A 16,574-nucleotide genomic window follows, 5' to 3' on the forward strand; every position below is an offset into this window, starting at 1 on the left:
GATACTTCCATGCGTCGAGAGAATTCAATCAGCAGTTCACTCGCCGATCAAGGATACTCTTTTCAACCAAATTCGCCGCATTGCATCATTGTCGAACAGCGCTGAAACGGTCCACTGAAAGACCGAAAGCACAGGCCTCGATTTGATCAGAAAGGCTCTATACGATCCGCCGACAGAGCGTAGGCGATATCGGCTAACTGCGTGGATGTCGAAGCTGTGCCGAACATGCCGATGACATTCACAGGCTCAAACAGACCGGAGCTTTCGTAGGGCACGCCGGTAGTGACAAAAACCAACTGGTTTGCGGGCGGTGGCGGAACATGTACGCAGGCACCTACGAACGGTACCAGTATAAAGGCGGTGACACCGGTGCCCGAATAATCAATCGGAACGATAAACCCTGGCAGTCGGACGATCTCGCCGTTCCAGTCTGTACGCACGCCGTGTGAGGGTGGTTGCTGGTTCGACAGGCTGGGGCCATCGTGTTGTAACAGCCCTTGAATGACGGGCGGGATAGCCGGTTGACCCTCTGGCACCAGATCGGTCCACTCCAGATCTATGAAGTCCTGGGCGGCCACACTGCTTGGCGCCACCACAAATACACTGAGCGCGGCCAGCATTGCCCGCCGGTCCAAGTGATTTGCTACCATTCGTAGACCTCGATGAGATCAGCGCTGAGCCCATAGCCGATGTCTGCAATCGTAGTGGATTGCAGTTCATGCCGCATCCGGCCCGTAACCCAAACCGGGTCCCACAGCTGGTCACTTGGCCAAGGCGTCTTGCTATCCACAAAGACAAGCTGGTTGGCGGGCGGTGGTGGCGTGTGAATGCAGGCCCCGACGTAGGGCACCATGATAAAGCTGGTGACGCCCGCAGTAGACATATCGATTGGCAGCACATAGCCCGGCATCTTGATGTAGGCGCCGTGCAGTTCCTTGTTCAGCTTGGTTGCGTTCTCATCGAATTCTGGCAGCCAGGTGTCGTTGATTGCGTCAATTTCACCCTCACCAATGATTTCGGCATAAGGCACACCCGGAGGGATGAGATCATCCCAACCGATCACGCGAGGTGTCGCTGCAACGCCAGCACGTGGCAGGACAGCGCAAGCTGCAGCAGCCGCAATGAGATGTCGGCGGGAAAGTGTCATCGTTCCAAACCCTTCTGCTAAATTCGCACCATCATACCATCTGCCAGCGACATACGGTAGGCCCGGAACGCGGGCACAAGGCTCACAATTGCGCCAGCGGCCACGACGCCCAACAGGACCCAAAACTCCCGAAGCGATGGCGGTTCAATCGGAAGCCAAAGGCCAAAGGTTGCATCGACAAGCGGTTGGGCCACAAAAAGCCCAGCATAAAGCAGAGCAAGTCCGATGACGGCACCGAGGGCCGCCATCAGAGCGGCCTCAAGCACCAGCAGGCTGAGAATGACGCGAGGCCGCGCGCCCATGGCGCGAAAGATCGCCATTTCGCGGCGGCGTTCATTCAGGCTGGAGAAGATCGTTGCCATCATGCCAATGAGCGCGGTGACAACAACCATGGCCGACACGGCGATCAGAGCGGTCTCTGCGATCCCCACGATTTGCCAAAGCTCCTGGAGAGCGACACCCGGCAGGATCGCCAGCAACGGCTCCTGCGGGTATTCATTGATGGCGCGTTGCAAGCCAAAGACCTGCAAGCGGCTTTTGACACCCACGAGCGCCGCCGTCACGGCAATTGGCTCCAGTTCCATCTGGCGGATTACGTCGGCAGGGGTCGATTGACCCGGAATCTTGGCCCCGCTTTGCCAATCCACGTGTATTGCTTCAATCGCTTCGAGGCTGACAATCACCGTGCGGTCTACCGGTGTGCCGGTCTTTTCCAATATACCGGACACGCGAAAGGGTTGATCCTCGTGCTCGACAAAAGACGCAAGCCCGTGAGCCACGACAATGGGGTCTCCCACTGCATAGCTAAGCGTCGCTGCCACATCCGCCCCGATCACGGTGTCAAAAAGATCATCCATGATCGCGCCTTTTTCTACGGCCAACGATTGCCCGGCGCGGTATTTATAACGCTCAAAGAACGCGGTGGATGTGCCCATGACCCGGAACTGACGGTGGCTGTCGCCAAGCGAGATAGGCACGATCCAATCGACCTCTGGACGGGCGGCAATGTCCTGGTAGCTCGCCCAAGTCAGATTGTTCGTGGCGTTCCCAATGCGGAAGACCGAATAGAGCAGCAACTGCACGGAACCCGACCGCGCCCCGACAATCAGGTCCGTGCCGGAGATCGTATCGGCAAAGCTGGCCTTCGCACCGGTCCGGACTTTTTCGACCCCCAGGAACAGAGCCACGGACAAGGCAATAGCGACGATGGTCATGGCGACGGTCAGCGCACGTGCCATAAGCGAGCCAAGGCAGAGACGTAGCATCATGCGGCGGTCTGCTGTGGAAGTGTCACGTCCGACAATTGTACGACGCGATCGAAATGCTCCGCCAGACGCGCATCATGGCTCACCATAAGGAGCGTGCTACCACAGGCGCGGGTCTGCGCGAAAAGGAGGTCCAGGAAGGTGGTCTGCGTCGCTGCATCTAATGCGGATGTTGGTTCGTCTGCGATGATCAAAGGGGGTGCGCCAATCAGGGCCCGTGCGGCTGCGACCCGCTGTTGCTGGCCCACACTGAGCGTTCCGGCTTGAGCCGTGATCGCGTCTTCAGGCAAACCCAAATTCAAACAGAGCATCCTGGCTGTGTCGCGTGGTGACGGCACGCGCGCGCGGCGCAGGGGTGCAAAGCGCAGCGGCAGCAGGATATTATCGAGGACACTTGCGTATGGCAGCAAGTTGAACTGCTGAAAGATCAGCCCGATCTGCTCGGCACGAAACCTGTCCCGTTTGCCCGCCGAAAGAGACACGATGTCGGTGCCTGCGACGACAACAGACCCTGACCGCGCCGTAATCGTGCCGCAGATCAATGACAGAAGTGTCGATTTGCCAGACCCGCTTTCACCCAGAAGCAAAACGCTCTCGGAAGGGTCAACAGCGAATTCCGGAATATCGAGCGCAAAGGACGCCCGACCCTGCCAATGGTAGTGGACATGCTGCAATGACAGGATTGGGCTGGCCGCACACATAATCGCGCTTGGCTCAGAACATGTCGCGCAGATCAAGAACGGGTGCATCGCGCTCAACCTCGAAGGCTGTAGCACCCCGGTCAGTGATCACCTGAACCTCCAGTTCCAGCGCGTTCGGAAAGGCGTCGAAGTAGGCAAAGTCGATCAGCGTCGCCTGCGCGGGATTTGCGCAATTCAGCAGGTATTCGGCGTGAAACTCTGTGTGGCCGTCCTCTTCGGCATGGTGTTCGTCTTCATGATCGTGCTCTGCGTGATCGTCACCCTCTTCTTCGTGTTCTGCATGATCCTCATGCCCATGCTCATCATTTGCCTCTTCACTTTCCAGGGACGCACTTGCCTGAACAACGCTGCATCCAGCAGCCGCAGGCAGAGCGAAGAGATCAAGGGGACGTGCAAGCGTGGCCACCGCAGCGTCCACAAGGCCGCGATCTTCAGCGCTCTCGGCAGTATATTCAAAGCCCACGATATCCGCACCCGGTGCGTGCAATTCCATCGCGATCTGGTCACCATCGAAAGCGATGTTCAACTGACCTACGCCGTGTTCGTGGGCGTCCAATTGGCGGGTTTCGTCTGCAGTAGCAGCGCTTGCAGTGAGGATGATGAGAGCAGTTGGAACGAGTCTGGTCATGGCTTTGATCCTATTTGGAGGTCTGGAAGGCTTATGTCGCGCAGGCTTGGCAGCGACCGTGGATTTCGACGATGTGGCGCGTGGCCTGAAATGCTGACTGCTCAGACAGGGCTTTGAGCTTAGGCAAAATCGGAGACCCATCATGTTCCTCAACGGTGCCACAATCCTCACAGACGGCGAGCACAGGAACTGATGCCTCGTGATCACAGCGGCAAGGTACAAATGCCTTCATGGATTCCAACTTGTGCGCCCGGCCTTGTTCCGTCAGTGCCGCGAGCGTGCGGTAGATCGTTGGTGCCGCGAGACCGGGCTCGCCAGGTTTCATTCGGTCCAGAATGGCATATGCCGTCATGGGCTTGCCGTGCTTTTTTAGGACTTTCAAGACATCCGATTGTCGCGTTGCCGCCTGTTTCCGCATGAACAGCGTCCCCTGATAAGCGAATCATTTAGTACTTTATAAAATAACTTTGGGCTGAGATCACCATGCCAAATTGAGGGTGGCCCGTCTGTAAGCCCAACACAGGCAGAGCATCTGGAACGGTCTCAGTTTCCATCTAATCGTCGTGAAGCTGCGGAGGGTTGGCGTATTGGATGGGACATGCCTCCGGGCCTTGGCAATGCGAGGTCTTCTCGGCTGTCTGACCTTCAGAAACAGGCAGAAAGAATTTTGCCATGCCCAAAGCTGAATCCTGGCGAATTTGAGGTCAAACGCTTCTGTAATGTTTTTGTCCATTACCTTCGATCTTTCGAAACGATTGAAGTTTTGCCGTCATCCTTAGCTGTTGATCGATGCATCATGTAAGCGCGACAACGATACATCTGCTTACTGCAAACATAGCTTTGCAAAACAATCTGTGGTGGATCAGAAACCAAACCTGATCCAAAGATGTTGGTATTACCTCTTCAGTCCTGTCTCGCCGTGGTGAGCCGAAGCGAGACCAACGGTTTCTTAGTCCCTGCTCTGGGCTTTCTAAGTCAAATAAACCCACCATCTGTTTGCCCCCAAGACCAATCATCTCTTGGCACAATTCTACTGAGCTAAGACAGGCACGCCTTAACAAGCGCCTCTCTCCCGCATTGCTCATATCGGTAAGTACACTATGGTCGTGGGGTTTAATGCCGGAGCTATCAGAAATCAGGGAGAGAGACATGGACGCGATAATCGACTTCCTCAACACCATTTTCTGGGGATATGTATTGATATATGGCCTGCTGGCGGTGGGTTTGTATTTCACTCTGCGCCTCGGGTTTCTCCAGTTTCGGCATTTCCCAGAGTTCTTTCGGGTTATCGCCAAGAGCCCGAAAACGGACGCCGCGGGAATTTCGCCGCTCCAGGCGCTGACCATCAGTCTTGCGTCACGGGTCGGTACCGGAAACCTTGCGGGTGTGGCTGTGGCGCTAACCCTTGGCGGGCCGGGCGCGATCTTCTGGATGTGGATGGTGGCGCTGGTCGGCATGGCGACCGCCTATGCTGAATCCACGCTGGCCCAGCTTTACAAGGTCAAGAATGAAGACGGCGAATACCGTGGCGGGCCGGGGTTTTATATGGCCCGCGGTCTGGGACAGCGCTGGATGGGCGTGGTGTTCTCGCTGGCATTGATCCTGTCGTTCGGGCTGGTGTTCTCCGCCGTTCAGGCCAACTCGATTGCCGATGCCACAGCCGCCGCTTTCGACATTCCCAAGCTGGTTGTCGGGTTGATCATCGGTGGGCTCGTGTCACTGGTCATCTTTGGCGGGATCAAGAAGATCGCCAGTGTGGCTGAAATTGTGGTGCCCGTGATGGCTGGTCTCTACTTGCTGCTGGCGCTTATCGTCATCATCATCAATATCGCCGATGTTCCGGGCACGTTCTGGTTGATCATTTCCTCGGCCTTTGGCCTGCAGGAAGCAGCCGGGGGCGTCACGGGCGGCGTGATGGCAGCCCTGCTCAACGGGGTAAAACGCGGGTTGTTCTCGAACGAAGCGGGCATGGGGTCGGCACCAAACATCGCGGCGGTTGCCACACCGGCGCCGCACCACCCCGCCTCGCAGGGCATGGTGCAGGGGCTGGGTGTCTTTATTGACACGATTCTGATCTGTACCGCGACGGCGCTGATGATCCTGCTGTCGGGCATCTATGCCCCAAATCAGGAGGTCACCGGGATCGAACTGACGCAGAACGCGCTGACGGCCCATATCGGCGGGCTCGGCAATCTTTTCGTGGCAATCGCCATCTTCTTCTTCGCCTTCACATCGATCATCGGCAACTATTCCTATGCGGAAAACGCGCTGACCTACCTTGGACTGGGCGGCAGGACCTCGTTGATGGTCATGCGCAGCCTGGTCGTGCTGATGGTGATCTGGGGATCAATGCAGAGCGTGCGCACGGTGTTCAATGCCGCCGATGCTTCCATGGGGCTGATGGCCACGGTGAACCTGATCGCAATCATGCTGCTCTCGGGCACGGTGATCAAGCTGACGAAGGACTACTTTGCCCAACGCGCAGCCGGAAAAGAACCCATTTTTGACAACGATGATTATCCCGAACTCGCGGGCAAGATCGACGGTACGATCTGGACGCGCCACGGCAAGGGCTAGGTCCGGACCACCGTGATCGTGGTCTTGCAAGATCAACACCCGCGTCCCGACCGTATCGGTAACCGGTCGGGACGCGGGTCACGAGCACATCCGGCCAAGCAATGAAGGACCCGTCATGGCGAATGACACACCCGATCTCAGGCAGATTATTTCGCAGATCAACAGCGATATGGCCCGGGTTGAAGACCGCGGCACCGTCGCCAACTACATCCCGCAGCTGGCCTGCGTGGACCCCTCTCAGTTCGGTATCGCCGTGGTCACCGCCGATGGGGGGATCGTAAAGGGCGGGCACGCGGATACACCCTTTTCCATCCAGAGCGTGTCGAAGGTTTTCACGCTGACCCTGGCCCTCAGACAATTGGGCGAAGCGCTCTGGGATCGCGTCGGGTGGGAGCCCTCGGGTGATCCGTTCAATTCCATCGTTCAGCTTGAGGCGGAAAACGGTCGACCACGCAATCCCTTCATCAATGCCGGTGCCATCGCGGTGACGGATGCGCTGCTGGGCCGCCGTACACCGGTCGAGGTCATCACCGAGATTTTACAGTTTCTGCGCGAGGTCGCGCAGGACGAAAGTATTTCCGTGGATGCAGTCGTCGCCAAGTCCGAAAAGGCATCCGGGTTTCGCAACGTCGCATTGGCCAACTTCATGCGCGATTGGGGGATCATTCGCAATGCGCCTGAGAAGGCACTGGGTGTCTATTTCAATCACTGCGCGGTCAGCATGTCCTGCCAGCAACTGGCGCTTGCCGGGCGCTATCTGGCGTGGGGCGGGCGCCTGGATCCTGAAGGTCCCCAGATCATCCCGGCGATCATCGCGCGGCGTATAAACGCATTGATGCTGACCTGCGGGCACTATGATGGTTCCGGGGCGTTCGCCTTTCGTGTCGGCCTGCCTGGCAAAAGTGGCGTCGGTGGTGGTATTCTGGCCATTGTACCGGGACAGGCATCTATCGCAGTCTGGTCCCCGGGTCTGAATGAGGTCGGTAATTCAAAACTCGGCTCGCTGGCTTTGGAAAAACTAGCCAACCAAACAGGCTGGTCAGTTTTCGCGATGCATTGAGCGGACAGCCCATCCCCAAAATTCAGCGCGTGCCATCCTTTGCCCAAATCTTTGCTGAGCACCTTCAGCAATGTCATTCAGCCTTGTGCAGCGAACCAAATCTAGCGATCCGTTGCTAATCCCTACAGATCGTCATGAATGAACTGTGCGCGCCTTTCACTTTCGGGCTTAACCAAATCAAGAGCATCTTCCAATACGATGCTTCCGTCGAACAAGGCGCGGCCCACAAGCGCCCCCGAAACGAACGGGACGTATTTTAGCCGCGAGAGATCATCTAAAGTGCGCGACAATCCCCTGGCAATCACAAGAGGTTTGGCCTCACTGGCCAGTTGCGTAACCAAAGCGATGCTATCTTCGGCATCTCCGATATCTGCGTCGATATCTGTTACGATGATCGCCGCAAAAGGATCATCGTCGAAGGCCTTGAGAAAAGCCGAAGGTGTAAAAGCGCTTTTATGTTGCCAGGCATCGCTGACCACCAAGCCTTCGAAGACATCAACCGCGAGCACAACTTGATCGGGGAACAGTTTTGCGGCCTCCTTTACGATTTCCGGCTGATGCAAGGCCAGCGTACCTACCACCACGCGCCCGACGCCATGGTCGATCCATTCGGCAATGCGCTGCAAGCTACGAAACCCGCCCCCCAATTGCACCGGAATGCCCACAGTGCGGATGATCTCTCGTACAAGATCCGCATTGCGTTCATCACCAGACATGGCGTCAAAATCAGTGATCTGGAGCCACTCCGCGCCAGATTTGGCAAAGCTCTTGGCTTTTTCGACGGGATCGACGTGCCAAATGTGGGGTTCATTGGTGCGACCCCGAAACAGGCTGACACATCGGCCATCAAGTAATTCAATCAATGGATATAGGATCATGGCAGACTTCCTTTAATTCTCATTCCGCCTTTTGGACGCAGGCTACTCATATCTGTGGTTGAATCCCGGTTCGCGACAAGATGCGACGACTCTCGCATATTTTGAGACTCTACCGGCTGATTGCATCATCTGATCGACACCAAGCAGGCGGTGTGTTGGCCTAACCAGTGTATTGCGCGCCTCGTCTGCAATGCGGCGCATATTTAAGCAGACGAGCGGGTTCGCTGGAGTCAATCCTTTGTCGCCAACCAAATGACGAGAATGAGTGGTCGTTTTAAAATTCTTCAAACGGGTTGAAACTATTTGAACCGGACCCCGTGAATACCTCCATAAACGACGACTTCAAATCGCCCTCAATCGCGCGTCGGTCGTTCAATCAGGAGAATGTGGTGACATTTCCCGAAAATATTTGGCCTGTCATCGGTAGGTCGATGATGGGCGGCCTCTTTGTGATTGGTGGGTTGCAGAAGATGCTGGATCCGGGCCCGGTGATGCAACTGCTTGCTGATCAAGGGATGGCCGAGAACCTCATCGTACCTGCGGCGTTGTTGAACTTTTGCGCTGGTGCCTGCGTCATCTTCAATTGGTATCTGAGGCCCACATGCTTCTTGCTCGCTGCCTACTGCGGGTTCACAAGCCTTTTCCATCTTGTTCCAACTGATGGCTGGCAGATGTCTATCTTTGTCAAGAACTGGGCAATAGCGGGCGGGTTTCTTTGCCTGTCAGCTCTCGGCAGCCATTCCAAATCCTTGGATCTGGACGAAAACGGAAAAACCTGAGTTCAGTTGAAACTTTTCAAGCTCCAAGCTCGTGACTGTTTTGTTGGGGTAAGTTTACGCGGCGCTTTGCAGCGGAAAATTCAAAACCCCTGACGATTAAAACGTTCAACAGGGGAAGAACATGAGAATGACGAGAAAACTGATCGTGACGGCCATGGCGCTGATATTGTCGGCGGGAGTTTCAAATGCGGCAACCATCGGCTCTTTTGACGACACGCGCGTTCTTGAGAGGCGCGTCCTGAACACGGGCGCTGATCGTGATGTACTGCGCAACGCTATTGCTGACGAGGGCCATACTTTGGCTGACACGACAGACGTGTTGACCGCTGAATATCTGAACGGGCTCGACGTATTCTATACTTCTGTGCTAGCTTTTGGGAGCGGTTCACCCATTCTGTCCTCCACGGAGCAGGACGCATTGATATCCTGGGTCAGCGGCGGCGGGATTCTTTTGTCGACAGGTGAGATCCCTTTCTTTCGAGCCAGCTATGAGGCGGTTCTCAACCCATTTGGTATCGAGTTGATCGGTCAGGCTGCCGCCAGTGGCTCGGTCTGGGCGAATGATCCCGGCATCGCCCTGCTGTCAAACGGCGTTGCAGGCAGTGATCTGACCGACTCCGGATCCGGGGTTTTGGCGACAGGGATGTCTACCACCCTGGCAATAAATAATGGCAATGTCATTGGTTTGAGCAAGGTCTTCGGATCTGGTCTCGTTATCGCCATTGGCGATAGCAACTTTCTTGACGATCAGTTTATCAATCCCGCCGGTGAGCAGTTTTTTCGCAATGCTTTGAACGCGGAAGTTCCAGCGGTTCCACTGCCCGCCGCCTTGCCATTGTTACTTGCAGGCCTGGGGGCGTTCGGCGTGCTGCGGTCGCGCCGCAAGAGCCCATCTTAACTGGGCTCTGCAAATATTTTTGCGCCTTTGAAACTAACCAACGATCCCTTGCGTGACTATGGCATCTGGCCATCGAGCGCCAAATTTAAGAATAGGAGAAAAACATGAGTAAGATAGTAGTCGCAGGCCTTTTGAGCATGATATCAACGGGTGTCTTCGCAGATGGTCACGCGCCGGTACCCCTTGTTGAAGCGACCAACCAATCGGTGTCAAACGGAGTTGTGAGCGCGCATAAGGTTGTCGCCGGAGAGAACGGCTGGCTTGTAGTGCACCGTACGGACGCTGAGATGAAGCCGGGCCCGGTTGTTGGGTATGCCCCGCTCCGTATGGGAGACAACATGGATGTAGCAGCCATCCTCACCGAAGAAATCTCCTCTGGTGAGATGCTGATGCTCATGGTTCACGCCGAAGCGGGCGGTACAAAGACTGGCGTTTTCGAATATACGCTTGGCGCGAAAGAAGATGGCCCAATTCGGATCGACGATAAACTGGTGATGACGGTTGTGACCGCGCAGTAAGCATAGGTTGACATAGGTGCGAATAGCCCAAGTGCCTTTTGGAAGCTGCGGGAGGTATCTTCGCTTTTAATTGACACGTGTCTGTTTCGGCATAGCGTGTCTTGGGCGGGGACATCTTTATGACAACACCAGCAGATATCGAAAAGATGATCGCGCAAATTGCATTGCGCGATCATTCCGCGTTTTCGGCGCTCTATGACGCGACAAGCCGGAAGCTCTTCGGCGTCTGCCTTCATGTCTTGAACAACCGCAGTGAAGCCGAAGAGGTTTTGCAAGAGATCTATGCCCGGATCTGGCACAAAGCCGACAACTACGCCGTCACAGGCCACAGCCCGATGACATGGCTCATTACACTGGCCCGCAATCTGGCGATCGACAGGTTGCGAACCCGCAAGGCACCAACAAAGGACATCGACACCGTTGTGGACTTGGCGGATGATCGACCTGGCCCCGAGGCAGAGGCAATCGCCAGTTCTGAAAGGGCGCGGATTGAAGCTTGCATGGATGAGCTGGAAGCGGCGCGTGCGGATGCCGTCAGACGGGCTTATTTGAGCGGTGAAACATACAAGGAACTCGCGGCACGCCATGGAGTGCCGCTCAACACCATGCGAACTTGGCTACGCCGCAGCCTGCAAAAACTGAGGGACTGTCTGACGCGATGACCACAGCCGATGATCCATATGACGACGAGGTTTTCGCAGCCGAATATGTCCTGCATCTTCTCGATGCTTCGGAACGTCAGCGCTTTGAGACACGTTTGCGGGATGACGCCGGTCTGCGCCAATTGGTTCATCGGTGGGAAGCACAACTGGTGCCAATCGCCGACGAAATCGAAGAGGTTATGCCCCCCGCGCACGTCAGGACTGCTATCATGGCCAAGATCGCGCAGACACCGTCATCGCCGCCCTTCTTGCGTAGGTGGTCAATCGGAATATTGGGTATCGCAGTTGCGATGCTCATTGCGGTTTTCGCATTTGGCCCGCTGTTGCGCGGGACAGTCGATTTGACCCCGCAGTTTCAGGCCGAGCTTACGTCGGAGGACGGCACAATCATTTTAATCGCTGGTGTCATTCCGCCAACACATGAGATCGTTATTGAACGTTTCGCAGATGTCATCCCTGAAGGTCGTGTATTGGAACTGTGGCTGATCGCCCAAGGCAGCGACCTGCCCGTATCGCTGGGACTGCTGGAAGCCGAAGGTCTGACACGTATCCGCGTTCCCGATGACATCGCCCCGGGGGTGCGCACCGGCACAGTTGCAATCTCCGAAGAACCACCGGGAGGCTCGCCAACAGGCATGCCCACAGGCCAGATTCTGGCGACCGGCACATTCAAAGATATCTAAAGCGTTTCGACTTTACCTTGAGGCATCGAACATCGCTTTTCGCGTTCGACCGAAGGGAGAGGCAACGAACAAGCGATCCGATATTGAGTCGAAACGCTATAGGCACCAGTGGATCGGCCGTGAACGTCCGACCGAAGGCTCCCGAACTGCGGGATCCGGGGAATACCGTCCTTGCCTTGAGAGTACAAAATATCTGTAAAACAGGGCAGAAGGCAGCGCCTCCAGATCAGTAAATACTAAGACACTTGCGGTTGGCTCGGCTTTGTTATTGGTTTTGGACCCACAATTCTCTGCTTGATCGGCGCAAAGGTGATATCGCGTTTGGACAAGAGATGTCCGCCTATGCCGTCTCCGAAGTTTCGGCCTCGGACTTGATCTCCAGCGGTAGGTTGATGGTCGGTAGCGCCTCTTTGAAAATCGTGGCGCCGTCAACCTTCACTTCGACCGTGGGCTTCGCGCGGCCCGCAGCAATCGCGGTAATACGACGGTTGGTTACGGTGACAATCAACCCTTCGACCTTGAGCGTGAAAATCACCGGGACCGGTAATTTACGTAGCTCGATGATTTTGCCCAGTTCAATGACGATGTGAGGGGTGAATTCGGCTTTCAAATTGTGGCTGGCAATCGAAACTTGCCGGGGTTTGTCATCCTTGGGGCCCTCGTCTCCGATGAGCGCACCGACCTGTTCCAGTCCTTTCCACGCCTTGAGCAACTCTTTTACCGGTGAGATCGCCAGCGCGTCATCGACAGCCTTCTCCACAGCCATTCTCAGCGTCGACCCGTCGAGGTCTATCGCCTTCAGCTTCGGCCCGCCGTCGCCCTTCAACAAGGACTGACTTACTGCTTCAGCCAGTTCTTGCATGCGGACTTCAGGCAATTCCTTCGACAGAACCTTGCCCTCTACCCTTGCTGTTTCAGTCATCGTGCTGGCTCCTTGTTTTCTTCAAACGCAATCTCGACTGCCGGTGCTTCATCCTCGTCAATGCGTATTGCAAGGCTCGCCGGGGCAGACGGAACAAGCGCTATTCTGGGATCCTGATCGGGTTCCGCAAAGACGCGTAGCTGGGGTGTCGGCGCATGTGTTTCATGGCCCGCAGTATCACCTTGCCTGCGACCTCGCAGGCGCGCGCCGAAAAACCCCATGCCGATGCCGCTCAGAATGAGACCGCCGATCCAGACCCAAGGTGGGGTGGCAAAACCGGGCGAGACAGGGCGGATCAACGTGATTTGCGAACTTGCGAGCATTTGGCCAGCGGCGTCCTGCGCCTCGATCACAAGCGCACGGCTCTGACCTGGTTCCGGTGTGTTGATCTCCCCAAGCCACTCGACCCCGTCAAAACGACCGCGCTCCAGCACTTGGTTCGTGCCTGAATCTGACACAACGATCACCGCAGTATCTGCCGGGTTGATGACCTCAACTAAGAGGCGCGTGGTGCTCGCCTCAATCTCAAACCCATCCGGCGAGGTTACAAGCAGCGTGACCAGTTTGGCGGCTGGTCGGGTCAGCGTGATCTGTGCAGACGCATAATCTTCGCCGTCGCGACCAATCGCCAAGATGTTCACAAGCCGCGTCGCACCGGGGTCTGGCATGTCGATTTGCAGTTCCGCGCGACCCTGAACCAAAGCGCTCTCGGCCATCGCGGTTCGATCCGAACCGTCATTCGCACCCCTGGCGATGATGCTCTCGATCCAGTCCGCGCCGGTCGTGACATGGGCCTCGGCCGTGATCATGTCCGTATCAACCTCAAATCGTCGGTCTGGCCGCACTTGCAGGCGAACTGCGGGGCGTTCAACGCGCAAACTGTCTTCAGCCAGAACATTGTTCCCTTGATCAACAGCCTGTGCATGAAAAACGAGTGCTTGACCCGGGGCGGGCATTGCCTGCGTATTGCTCCACTTGCCATTTCCGACGGGCCATCGCGCTAATTCGATCATGTCCGGCGCACCACGGATGACCAAGTCTGTCACAGTCCCGGCGTTTTCCAGAACGAGGTTCAATTGTACCTCATTCGCATCGACAACTTGTCCTGCGGCGCTTTCCAGCGTAAGGCGCGGCGGCACGACCGGCTCCGGGCGGGTCAGCGTCACGGTTTGCTCAGCTATTTGCCGACCGCTCCGATCAAGCGCCACAAAAGTCACCCTCTCAGAGCCGCCGGGCTCGGGCGAAGGAAGTGTGAGAACTTCGGAGCCACCACTGAATTCCCTACCGACTGAAGCCACCCCGACTCTGCGGGCTTCAAGCCGGGACACTGCGGAAGCACCACTTGGGATTGTGACCATAAACCCAACGCTCTGGGCATCGACATTCACCGCACCTGAGGGGCTCACATCAATCCGCACCGACGGTCGGATCAGACGCAAGGTTGCGGCGTCGCGCGGCCTACCTTCCGGTCCCAGAGCCTCCACCTGAAACGCGGCCTTCTGACCCGGCGGTGGCATCGGTAGGTCAAAGTAAAGCTGCGACCCACCCCATTCCTGGGTTTGATTGCTGATACCGGGACCTGTGATCCTGATCCATCTGGTGGGCCCTGCCTGCCGCAAACCAACGCCGACATTCGTGCGAGGACTATCAACCTCGACCTCGTTCGGTAAATCCAGTTCAACAGGTTGAACGGCAATACACGCGCTGTTCAATTCGTCCCGCAGCGCCGTCCACCGGATACCTCCCGCGTTGAACCTATCCATGCGACCACCCAGGTAGCCGCCGATGGCTTTGCAGGTATTGGGCCCAAGCGCACCATCGCTCCCGCCCGGCGAATTCCCGACACATGCAAGATTTTCCTGCACTTGCCTGACCAGCGCATTGCTTACCGCAACACGCGGGCCACACCAGGGCACAAGCCGGAGCACAACCTTCGCGCGCGCTGAAAGACCGGCTGAATTCGTTGCCAGGATTGTCGCTGAACGCTCGTTGAAGTCCCGCGGCAGATCTATGGTTGCTGAGTAGTTGGAGGAACCCTGAGGCGCGGACATAGGTACGCGGTTGTTATCCTCGTAAATGAAAAAGACCGATTGAATGCCGCTTTCGCCGTCGGCCACCTTTACCCTGACTGGTGCGGTGCGACCTTGGCCTTGCACAGTTTGCGTTTCAGGCGCGATGTCCGGGCGCGTCCTGTCGGCACGTTCGACATCGTCACCCTTGTCGTTGCTCCCCGCATTTTTATCCGTCTCCGGGTTGTCCGTGTCTGATGTATCATCGCCCGAGTCCAGCGGCCGGTCAAGTTGAGCGAAATTGAAATCCCCGCCAATAAAGACATCGCAATCGCCAGCAGTTAGAACAGTGACGACCTGAGCAAACCGTATGAGGTCTGACCTAATGCCTTCACCCCTTAGCCGGATAAACACCTCTCGCGTCGCCGTACAGGTTTTGACCTTTCCCAGAAACTCCCGAACATTTCGGGGTCGGGTCAGCATAACCACCAGAAAAGCACTCTTCATAAACCTTGAGGCATTCGCGACATACAGGCCGGAATAGCCCGGGATCGGTTCAGCACCCCGAGGCACGGTATTGGTTGATTGCGCCATCAATTGCCCAGCTGGATGTACCAGCAGGCAAATCGCCACGATCAAACTCAGAACTACACGCATCTCAAATCGCCTTGGCGCGCTATGGGGCAAAAAATTCCTAGAATATGTAAGAAATTAGCACAAAAGCTGACACTACGCCAATGAAACGGTTGTGGTACCTATCGGAGGTGTTCTGAGATCCCTTTGCGATTGGCCGATTGGAACGCTGCTTGCGGAACCCATCAGGGCTGGTGGTAACTGCCAGGCAAGCAGGCCGGACACACGACCGTTCTGGAGCCATCTGCACAGGTCTTTCGAAGAGTTGCTGCAATGCTGCGGTGCAGTTTCCATGAAGTGGCGTTGGTAAAGGATCGCAAAAAATCTGGATCAAAGAATGACTGCAACACAGGATATTGCCAACGTTGGATTTGCAGGCCATTTCTGTTCTAACGGCTGGAACTTCAAATGAGGCTACGCCTGTAATGACAAAGTTCGATCTGGTGATTTTCGATTGTGATGGGGTGCTACTCGACAGTGAGATCATTGCATGCCGTGCAGATGCTGAAGCGTTCACAGGCATAGGATATGAAATTACACCTGAAGAAGTATCAATGAGATTTGCAGGTATGCCGGATGAAGCTGTCGACGCTGCTCTTGCTACTGAAATTGGGAAACCTTTTCCTGCTAACTTTAGGGCAAAAATAAAAAGTGCCGTCATCGAAAAATACAGAACAGAATTGCAACCGATTTGCGGTGCAGAAACTCTGCTTACTTCTCTAAAAACAGCCAAGTGTATTGCTTCGTCAGCCTCTCCCGCAAAATTAGCACTAGGCTTGATCGAAACCGAATTGTACGAGCTGGTCTATCCGAACATCTTCTCGACCAGATTGGTTGAAAGGGGAAAGCCGCATCCAGATATTTTCCTTTATGCCGCAGAAAAAATGGAGGCTTCTCCGTCCAATTGTATCGTGATCGAGGATAGCGTTGCAGGCGTCACAGCAGCTAAATCAGCGGGTATGACATGCATCGGTTTTTCTGGTGGGTCACACTGCACAAATGGGCACTCGCAACGCTTGTTTGATGTTGGTGCGGAATCGGTTGTCGATAGGCTCGAGGCAGTTTTGTCACTCGTTGAGTAACTGACGAAACGTGCTCGCCGTCTTCATGTGCCGTGTTCCGCGACCGCAACGTCTTCGCGCTGCCAATTCGATTTGCCAAAATAAGCCTCGGAGCAATGTTAAGACGGATGGATAGCGATCTGTCTGCTTTGG

General features: G+C 55.9%; 17 protein-coding genes. 8 read left to right on the top strand and 9 right to left on the bottom strand.

Annotated features, from left to right (window positions below):
• Positions 1-146 precede the first annotated feature (146 nt).
• The 6 genes from Q0802_RS20775 to Q0802_RS20800 are packed head-to-tail and all read right to left on the bottom strand — an operon-like array spanning position 147 to position 4,159.
• Complete coding sequence (locus tag Q0802_RS20775; RefSeq protein ID WP_298921763.1) at positions 147-650, bottom strand: DUF3299 domain-containing protein; 504 nt, start codon at positions 648-650, stop codon at positions 147-149.
• Complete coding sequence (locus tag Q0802_RS20780) at positions 644-1,147, bottom strand: DUF3299 domain-containing protein (protein ID WP_298921764.1); 504 nt, start codon at positions 1,145-1,147, stop codon at positions 644-646. The genes Q0802_RS20775 and Q0802_RS20780 overlap by 7 nt, the downstream gene beginning before the upstream one ends.
• Positions 1,148-1,164: 17 nt before the next feature.
• Entirely contained in the window at positions 1,165-2,415 is a 1,251-nt protein-coding gene (locus Q0802_RS20785; protein ID WP_298921765.1) for an ABC transporter permease, read from the bottom strand.
• On the bottom strand, positions 2,412-3,113 hold the full coding sequence (locus Q0802_RS20790; RefSeq protein ID WP_298921767.1) for an ABC transporter ATP-binding protein: 702 nt from the start codon (positions 3,111-3,113) through the stop codon (positions 2,412-2,414). Before Q0802_RS20790 ends, Q0802_RS20785 begins: the two co-directional genes overlap by 4 nt.
• 13 nt (positions 3,114-3,126) lie before the next feature.
• The gene (locus Q0802_RS20795; RefSeq protein WP_298921768.1) at positions 3,127-3,741 is read right to left on the bottom strand and encodes a DUF2796 domain-containing protein; all 615 of its coding nucleotides are present in this window, start codon (positions 3,739-3,741) and stop codon (positions 3,127-3,129) included.
• Between the two features lie 31 nt (positions 3,742-3,772).
• Positions 3,773-4,159: a Fur family transcriptional regulator gene (locus Q0802_RS20800; RefSeq protein WP_298921770.1), complete on the bottom strand. Its 387-nt coding sequence runs from the start codon at positions 4,157-4,159 to the stop codon at positions 3,773-3,775.
• A 731-nt stretch (positions 4,160-4,890) separates the two neighbouring features.
• On the opposite strand from Q0802_RS20800, the gene Q0802_RS20805 reads away from it, so the two are divergent.
• Positions 4,891-6,318 (top strand): sodium:alanine symporter family protein, encoded by a 1,428-nt coding sequence (locus Q0802_RS20805; protein WP_298921771.1) that lies wholly within the window; start codon positions 4,891-4,893, stop codon positions 6,316-6,318.
• A gap of 115 nt (positions 6,319-6,433) precedes the next feature.
• Positions 6,434-7,378: a glutaminase gene (locus Q0802_RS20810; protein ID WP_298921773.1), complete on the top strand. Its 945-nt coding sequence runs from the start codon at positions 6,434-6,436 to the stop codon at positions 7,376-7,378.
• Positions 7,379-7,500: 122 nt separating this feature from the next.
• Here Q0802_RS20810 and Q0802_RS20815 read toward each other — a convergent pair whose 3' ends face one another.
• Positions 7,501-8,256: a 1-(5-phosphoribosyl)-5-[(5-phosphoribosylamino)methylideneamino] imidazole-4-carboxamide isomerase gene (locus tag Q0802_RS20815; protein ID WP_298921776.1), complete on the bottom strand. Its 756-nt coding sequence runs from the start codon at positions 8,254-8,256 to the stop codon at positions 7,501-7,503.
• A gap of 389 nt (positions 8,257-8,645) precedes the next feature.
• On the opposite strand from Q0802_RS20815, the gene Q0802_RS20820 reads away from it, so the two are divergent.
• The 5 genes from Q0802_RS20820 (at position 8,646) to Q0802_RS20840 (ending at position 11,796) form a co-directional block, all read left to right on the top strand.
• Positions 8,646-9,035, top strand: a complete 390-nt coding sequence (locus tag Q0802_RS20820; protein WP_298921777.1) for a DoxX family protein — start codon at positions 8,646-8,648, stop codon at positions 9,033-9,035.
• A gap of 121 nt (positions 9,036-9,156) precedes the next feature.
• A complete protein-coding gene (locus Q0802_RS20825) occupies positions 9,157-9,933 on the top strand; it encodes a VPLPA-CTERM sorting domain-containing protein (protein ID WP_298921778.1) in 777 nt (258 codons plus the stop codon).
• A 137-nt stretch (positions 9,934-10,070) separates the two neighbouring features.
• Positions 10,071-10,451, top strand: a complete 381-nt coding sequence (locus Q0802_RS20830) for a hypothetical protein (protein WP_298921875.1) — start codon at positions 10,071-10,073, stop codon at positions 10,449-10,451.
• Positions 10,452-10,570: 119 nt separating this feature from the next.
• The gene (locus Q0802_RS20835; RefSeq protein ID WP_298921779.1) at positions 10,571-11,113 is read left to right on the top strand and encodes a sigma-70 family RNA polymerase sigma factor; all 543 of its coding nucleotides are present in this window, start codon (positions 10,571-10,573) and stop codon (positions 11,111-11,113) included.
• On the top strand, positions 11,110-11,796 hold the full coding sequence (locus Q0802_RS20840) for an anti-sigma factor (protein WP_298921780.1): 687 nt from the start codon (positions 11,110-11,112) through the stop codon (positions 11,794-11,796). The genes Q0802_RS20835 and Q0802_RS20840 overlap by 4 nt, the downstream gene beginning before the upstream one ends.
• A 340-nt stretch (positions 11,797-12,136) precedes the next feature.
• Here Q0802_RS20840 and Q0802_RS20845 read toward each other — a convergent pair whose 3' ends face one another.
• Both Q0802_RS20845 and Q0802_RS20850 read right to left on the bottom strand, forming a co-directional pair.
• Complete coding sequence (locus Q0802_RS20845) at positions 12,137-12,718, bottom strand: hypothetical protein (protein ID WP_298921781.1); 582 nt, start codon at positions 12,716-12,718, stop codon at positions 12,137-12,139.
• Positions 12,715-15,384: a hypothetical protein gene (locus tag Q0802_RS20850; RefSeq protein ID WP_298921782.1), complete on the bottom strand. Its 2,670-nt coding sequence runs from the start codon at positions 15,382-15,384 to the stop codon at positions 12,715-12,717. Before Q0802_RS20850 ends, Q0802_RS20845 begins: the two co-directional genes overlap by 4 nt.
• Positions 15,385-15,785: 401 nt before the next feature.
• Here Q0802_RS20850 and Q0802_RS20855 point away from each other — a divergent pair, with 401 nt between their 5' ends.
• On the top strand, positions 15,786-16,442 hold the full coding sequence (locus Q0802_RS20855; RefSeq protein ID WP_298921784.1) for an HAD family phosphatase: 657 nt from the start codon (positions 15,786-15,788) through the stop codon (positions 16,440-16,442).
• Positions 16,443-16,574 lie beyond the last annotated feature (132 nt).

The organism is uncultured Roseobacter sp., from assembly GCF_947495275.1.
In the GTDB taxonomy this organism is placed as follows: Bacteria; Pseudomonadota; Alphaproteobacteria; order Rhodobacterales; family Rhodobacteraceae; genus Roseobacter.

Coding starts and splice junctions, on each gene's coding strand:
- Q0802_RS20835 (WP_298921779.1), top strand. CDS start 10,571: ATGACAACACCAGCAGATATCGAAAAGATGATCGCGCAAATTGCATTG.
- Q0802_RS20795 (WP_298921768.1), bottom strand. CDS start 3,741: ATGACCAGACTCGTTCCAACTGCTCTCATCATCCTCACTGCAAGCGCT.
- Q0802_RS20790 (WP_298921767.1), bottom strand. CDS start 3,113: ATGTGTGCGGCCAGCCCAATCCTGTCATTGCAGCATGTCCACTACCAT.
- Q0802_RS20840 (WP_298921780.1), top strand. CDS start 11,110: ATGACCACAGCCGATGATCCATATGACGACGAGGTTTTCGCAGCCGAA.
- Q0802_RS20845 (WP_298921781.1), bottom strand. CDS start 12,718: ATGACTGAAACAGCAAGGGTAGAGGGCAAGGTTCTGTCGAAGGAATTG.
- Q0802_RS20780 (WP_298921764.1), bottom strand. CDS start 1,147: ATGACACTTTCCCGCCGACATCTCATTGCGGCTGCTGCAGCTTGCGCT.
- Q0802_RS20810 (WP_298921773.1), top strand. CDS start 6,434: ATGGCGAATGACACACCCGATCTCAGGCAGATTATTTCGCAGATCAAC.
- Q0802_RS20855 (WP_298921784.1), top strand. CDS start 15,786: ATGACAAAGTTCGATCTGGTGATTTTCGATTGTGATGGGGTGCTACTC.
- Q0802_RS20825 (WP_298921778.1), top strand. CDS start 9,157: ATGAGAATGACGAGAAAACTGATCGTGACGGCCATGGCGCTGATATTG.
- Q0802_RS20830 (WP_298921875.1), top strand. CDS start 10,071: ATGATATCAACGGGTGTCTTCGCAGATGGTCACGCGCCGGTACCCCTT.
- Q0802_RS20850 (WP_298921782.1), bottom strand. CDS start 15,384: ATGCGTGTAGTTCTGAGTTTGATCGTGGCGATTTGCCTGCTGGTACAT.
- Q0802_RS20805 (WP_298921771.1), top strand. CDS start 4,891: ATGGACGCGATAATCGACTTCCTCAACACCATTTTCTGGGGATATGTA.
- Q0802_RS20800 (WP_298921770.1), bottom strand. CDS start 4,159: ATGCGGAAACAGGCGGCAACGCGACAATCGGATGTCTTGAAAGTCCTA.
- Q0802_RS20785 (WP_298921765.1), bottom strand. CDS start 2,415: ATGATGCTACGTCTCTGCCTTGGCTCGCTTATGGCACGTGCGCTGACC.
- Q0802_RS20815 (WP_298921776.1), bottom strand. CDS start 8,256: ATGATCCTATATCCATTGATTGAATTACTTGATGGCCGATGTGTCAGC.
- Q0802_RS20775 (WP_298921763.1), bottom strand. CDS start 650: ATGGTAGCAAATCACTTGGACCGGCGGGCAATGCTGGCCGCGCTCAGT.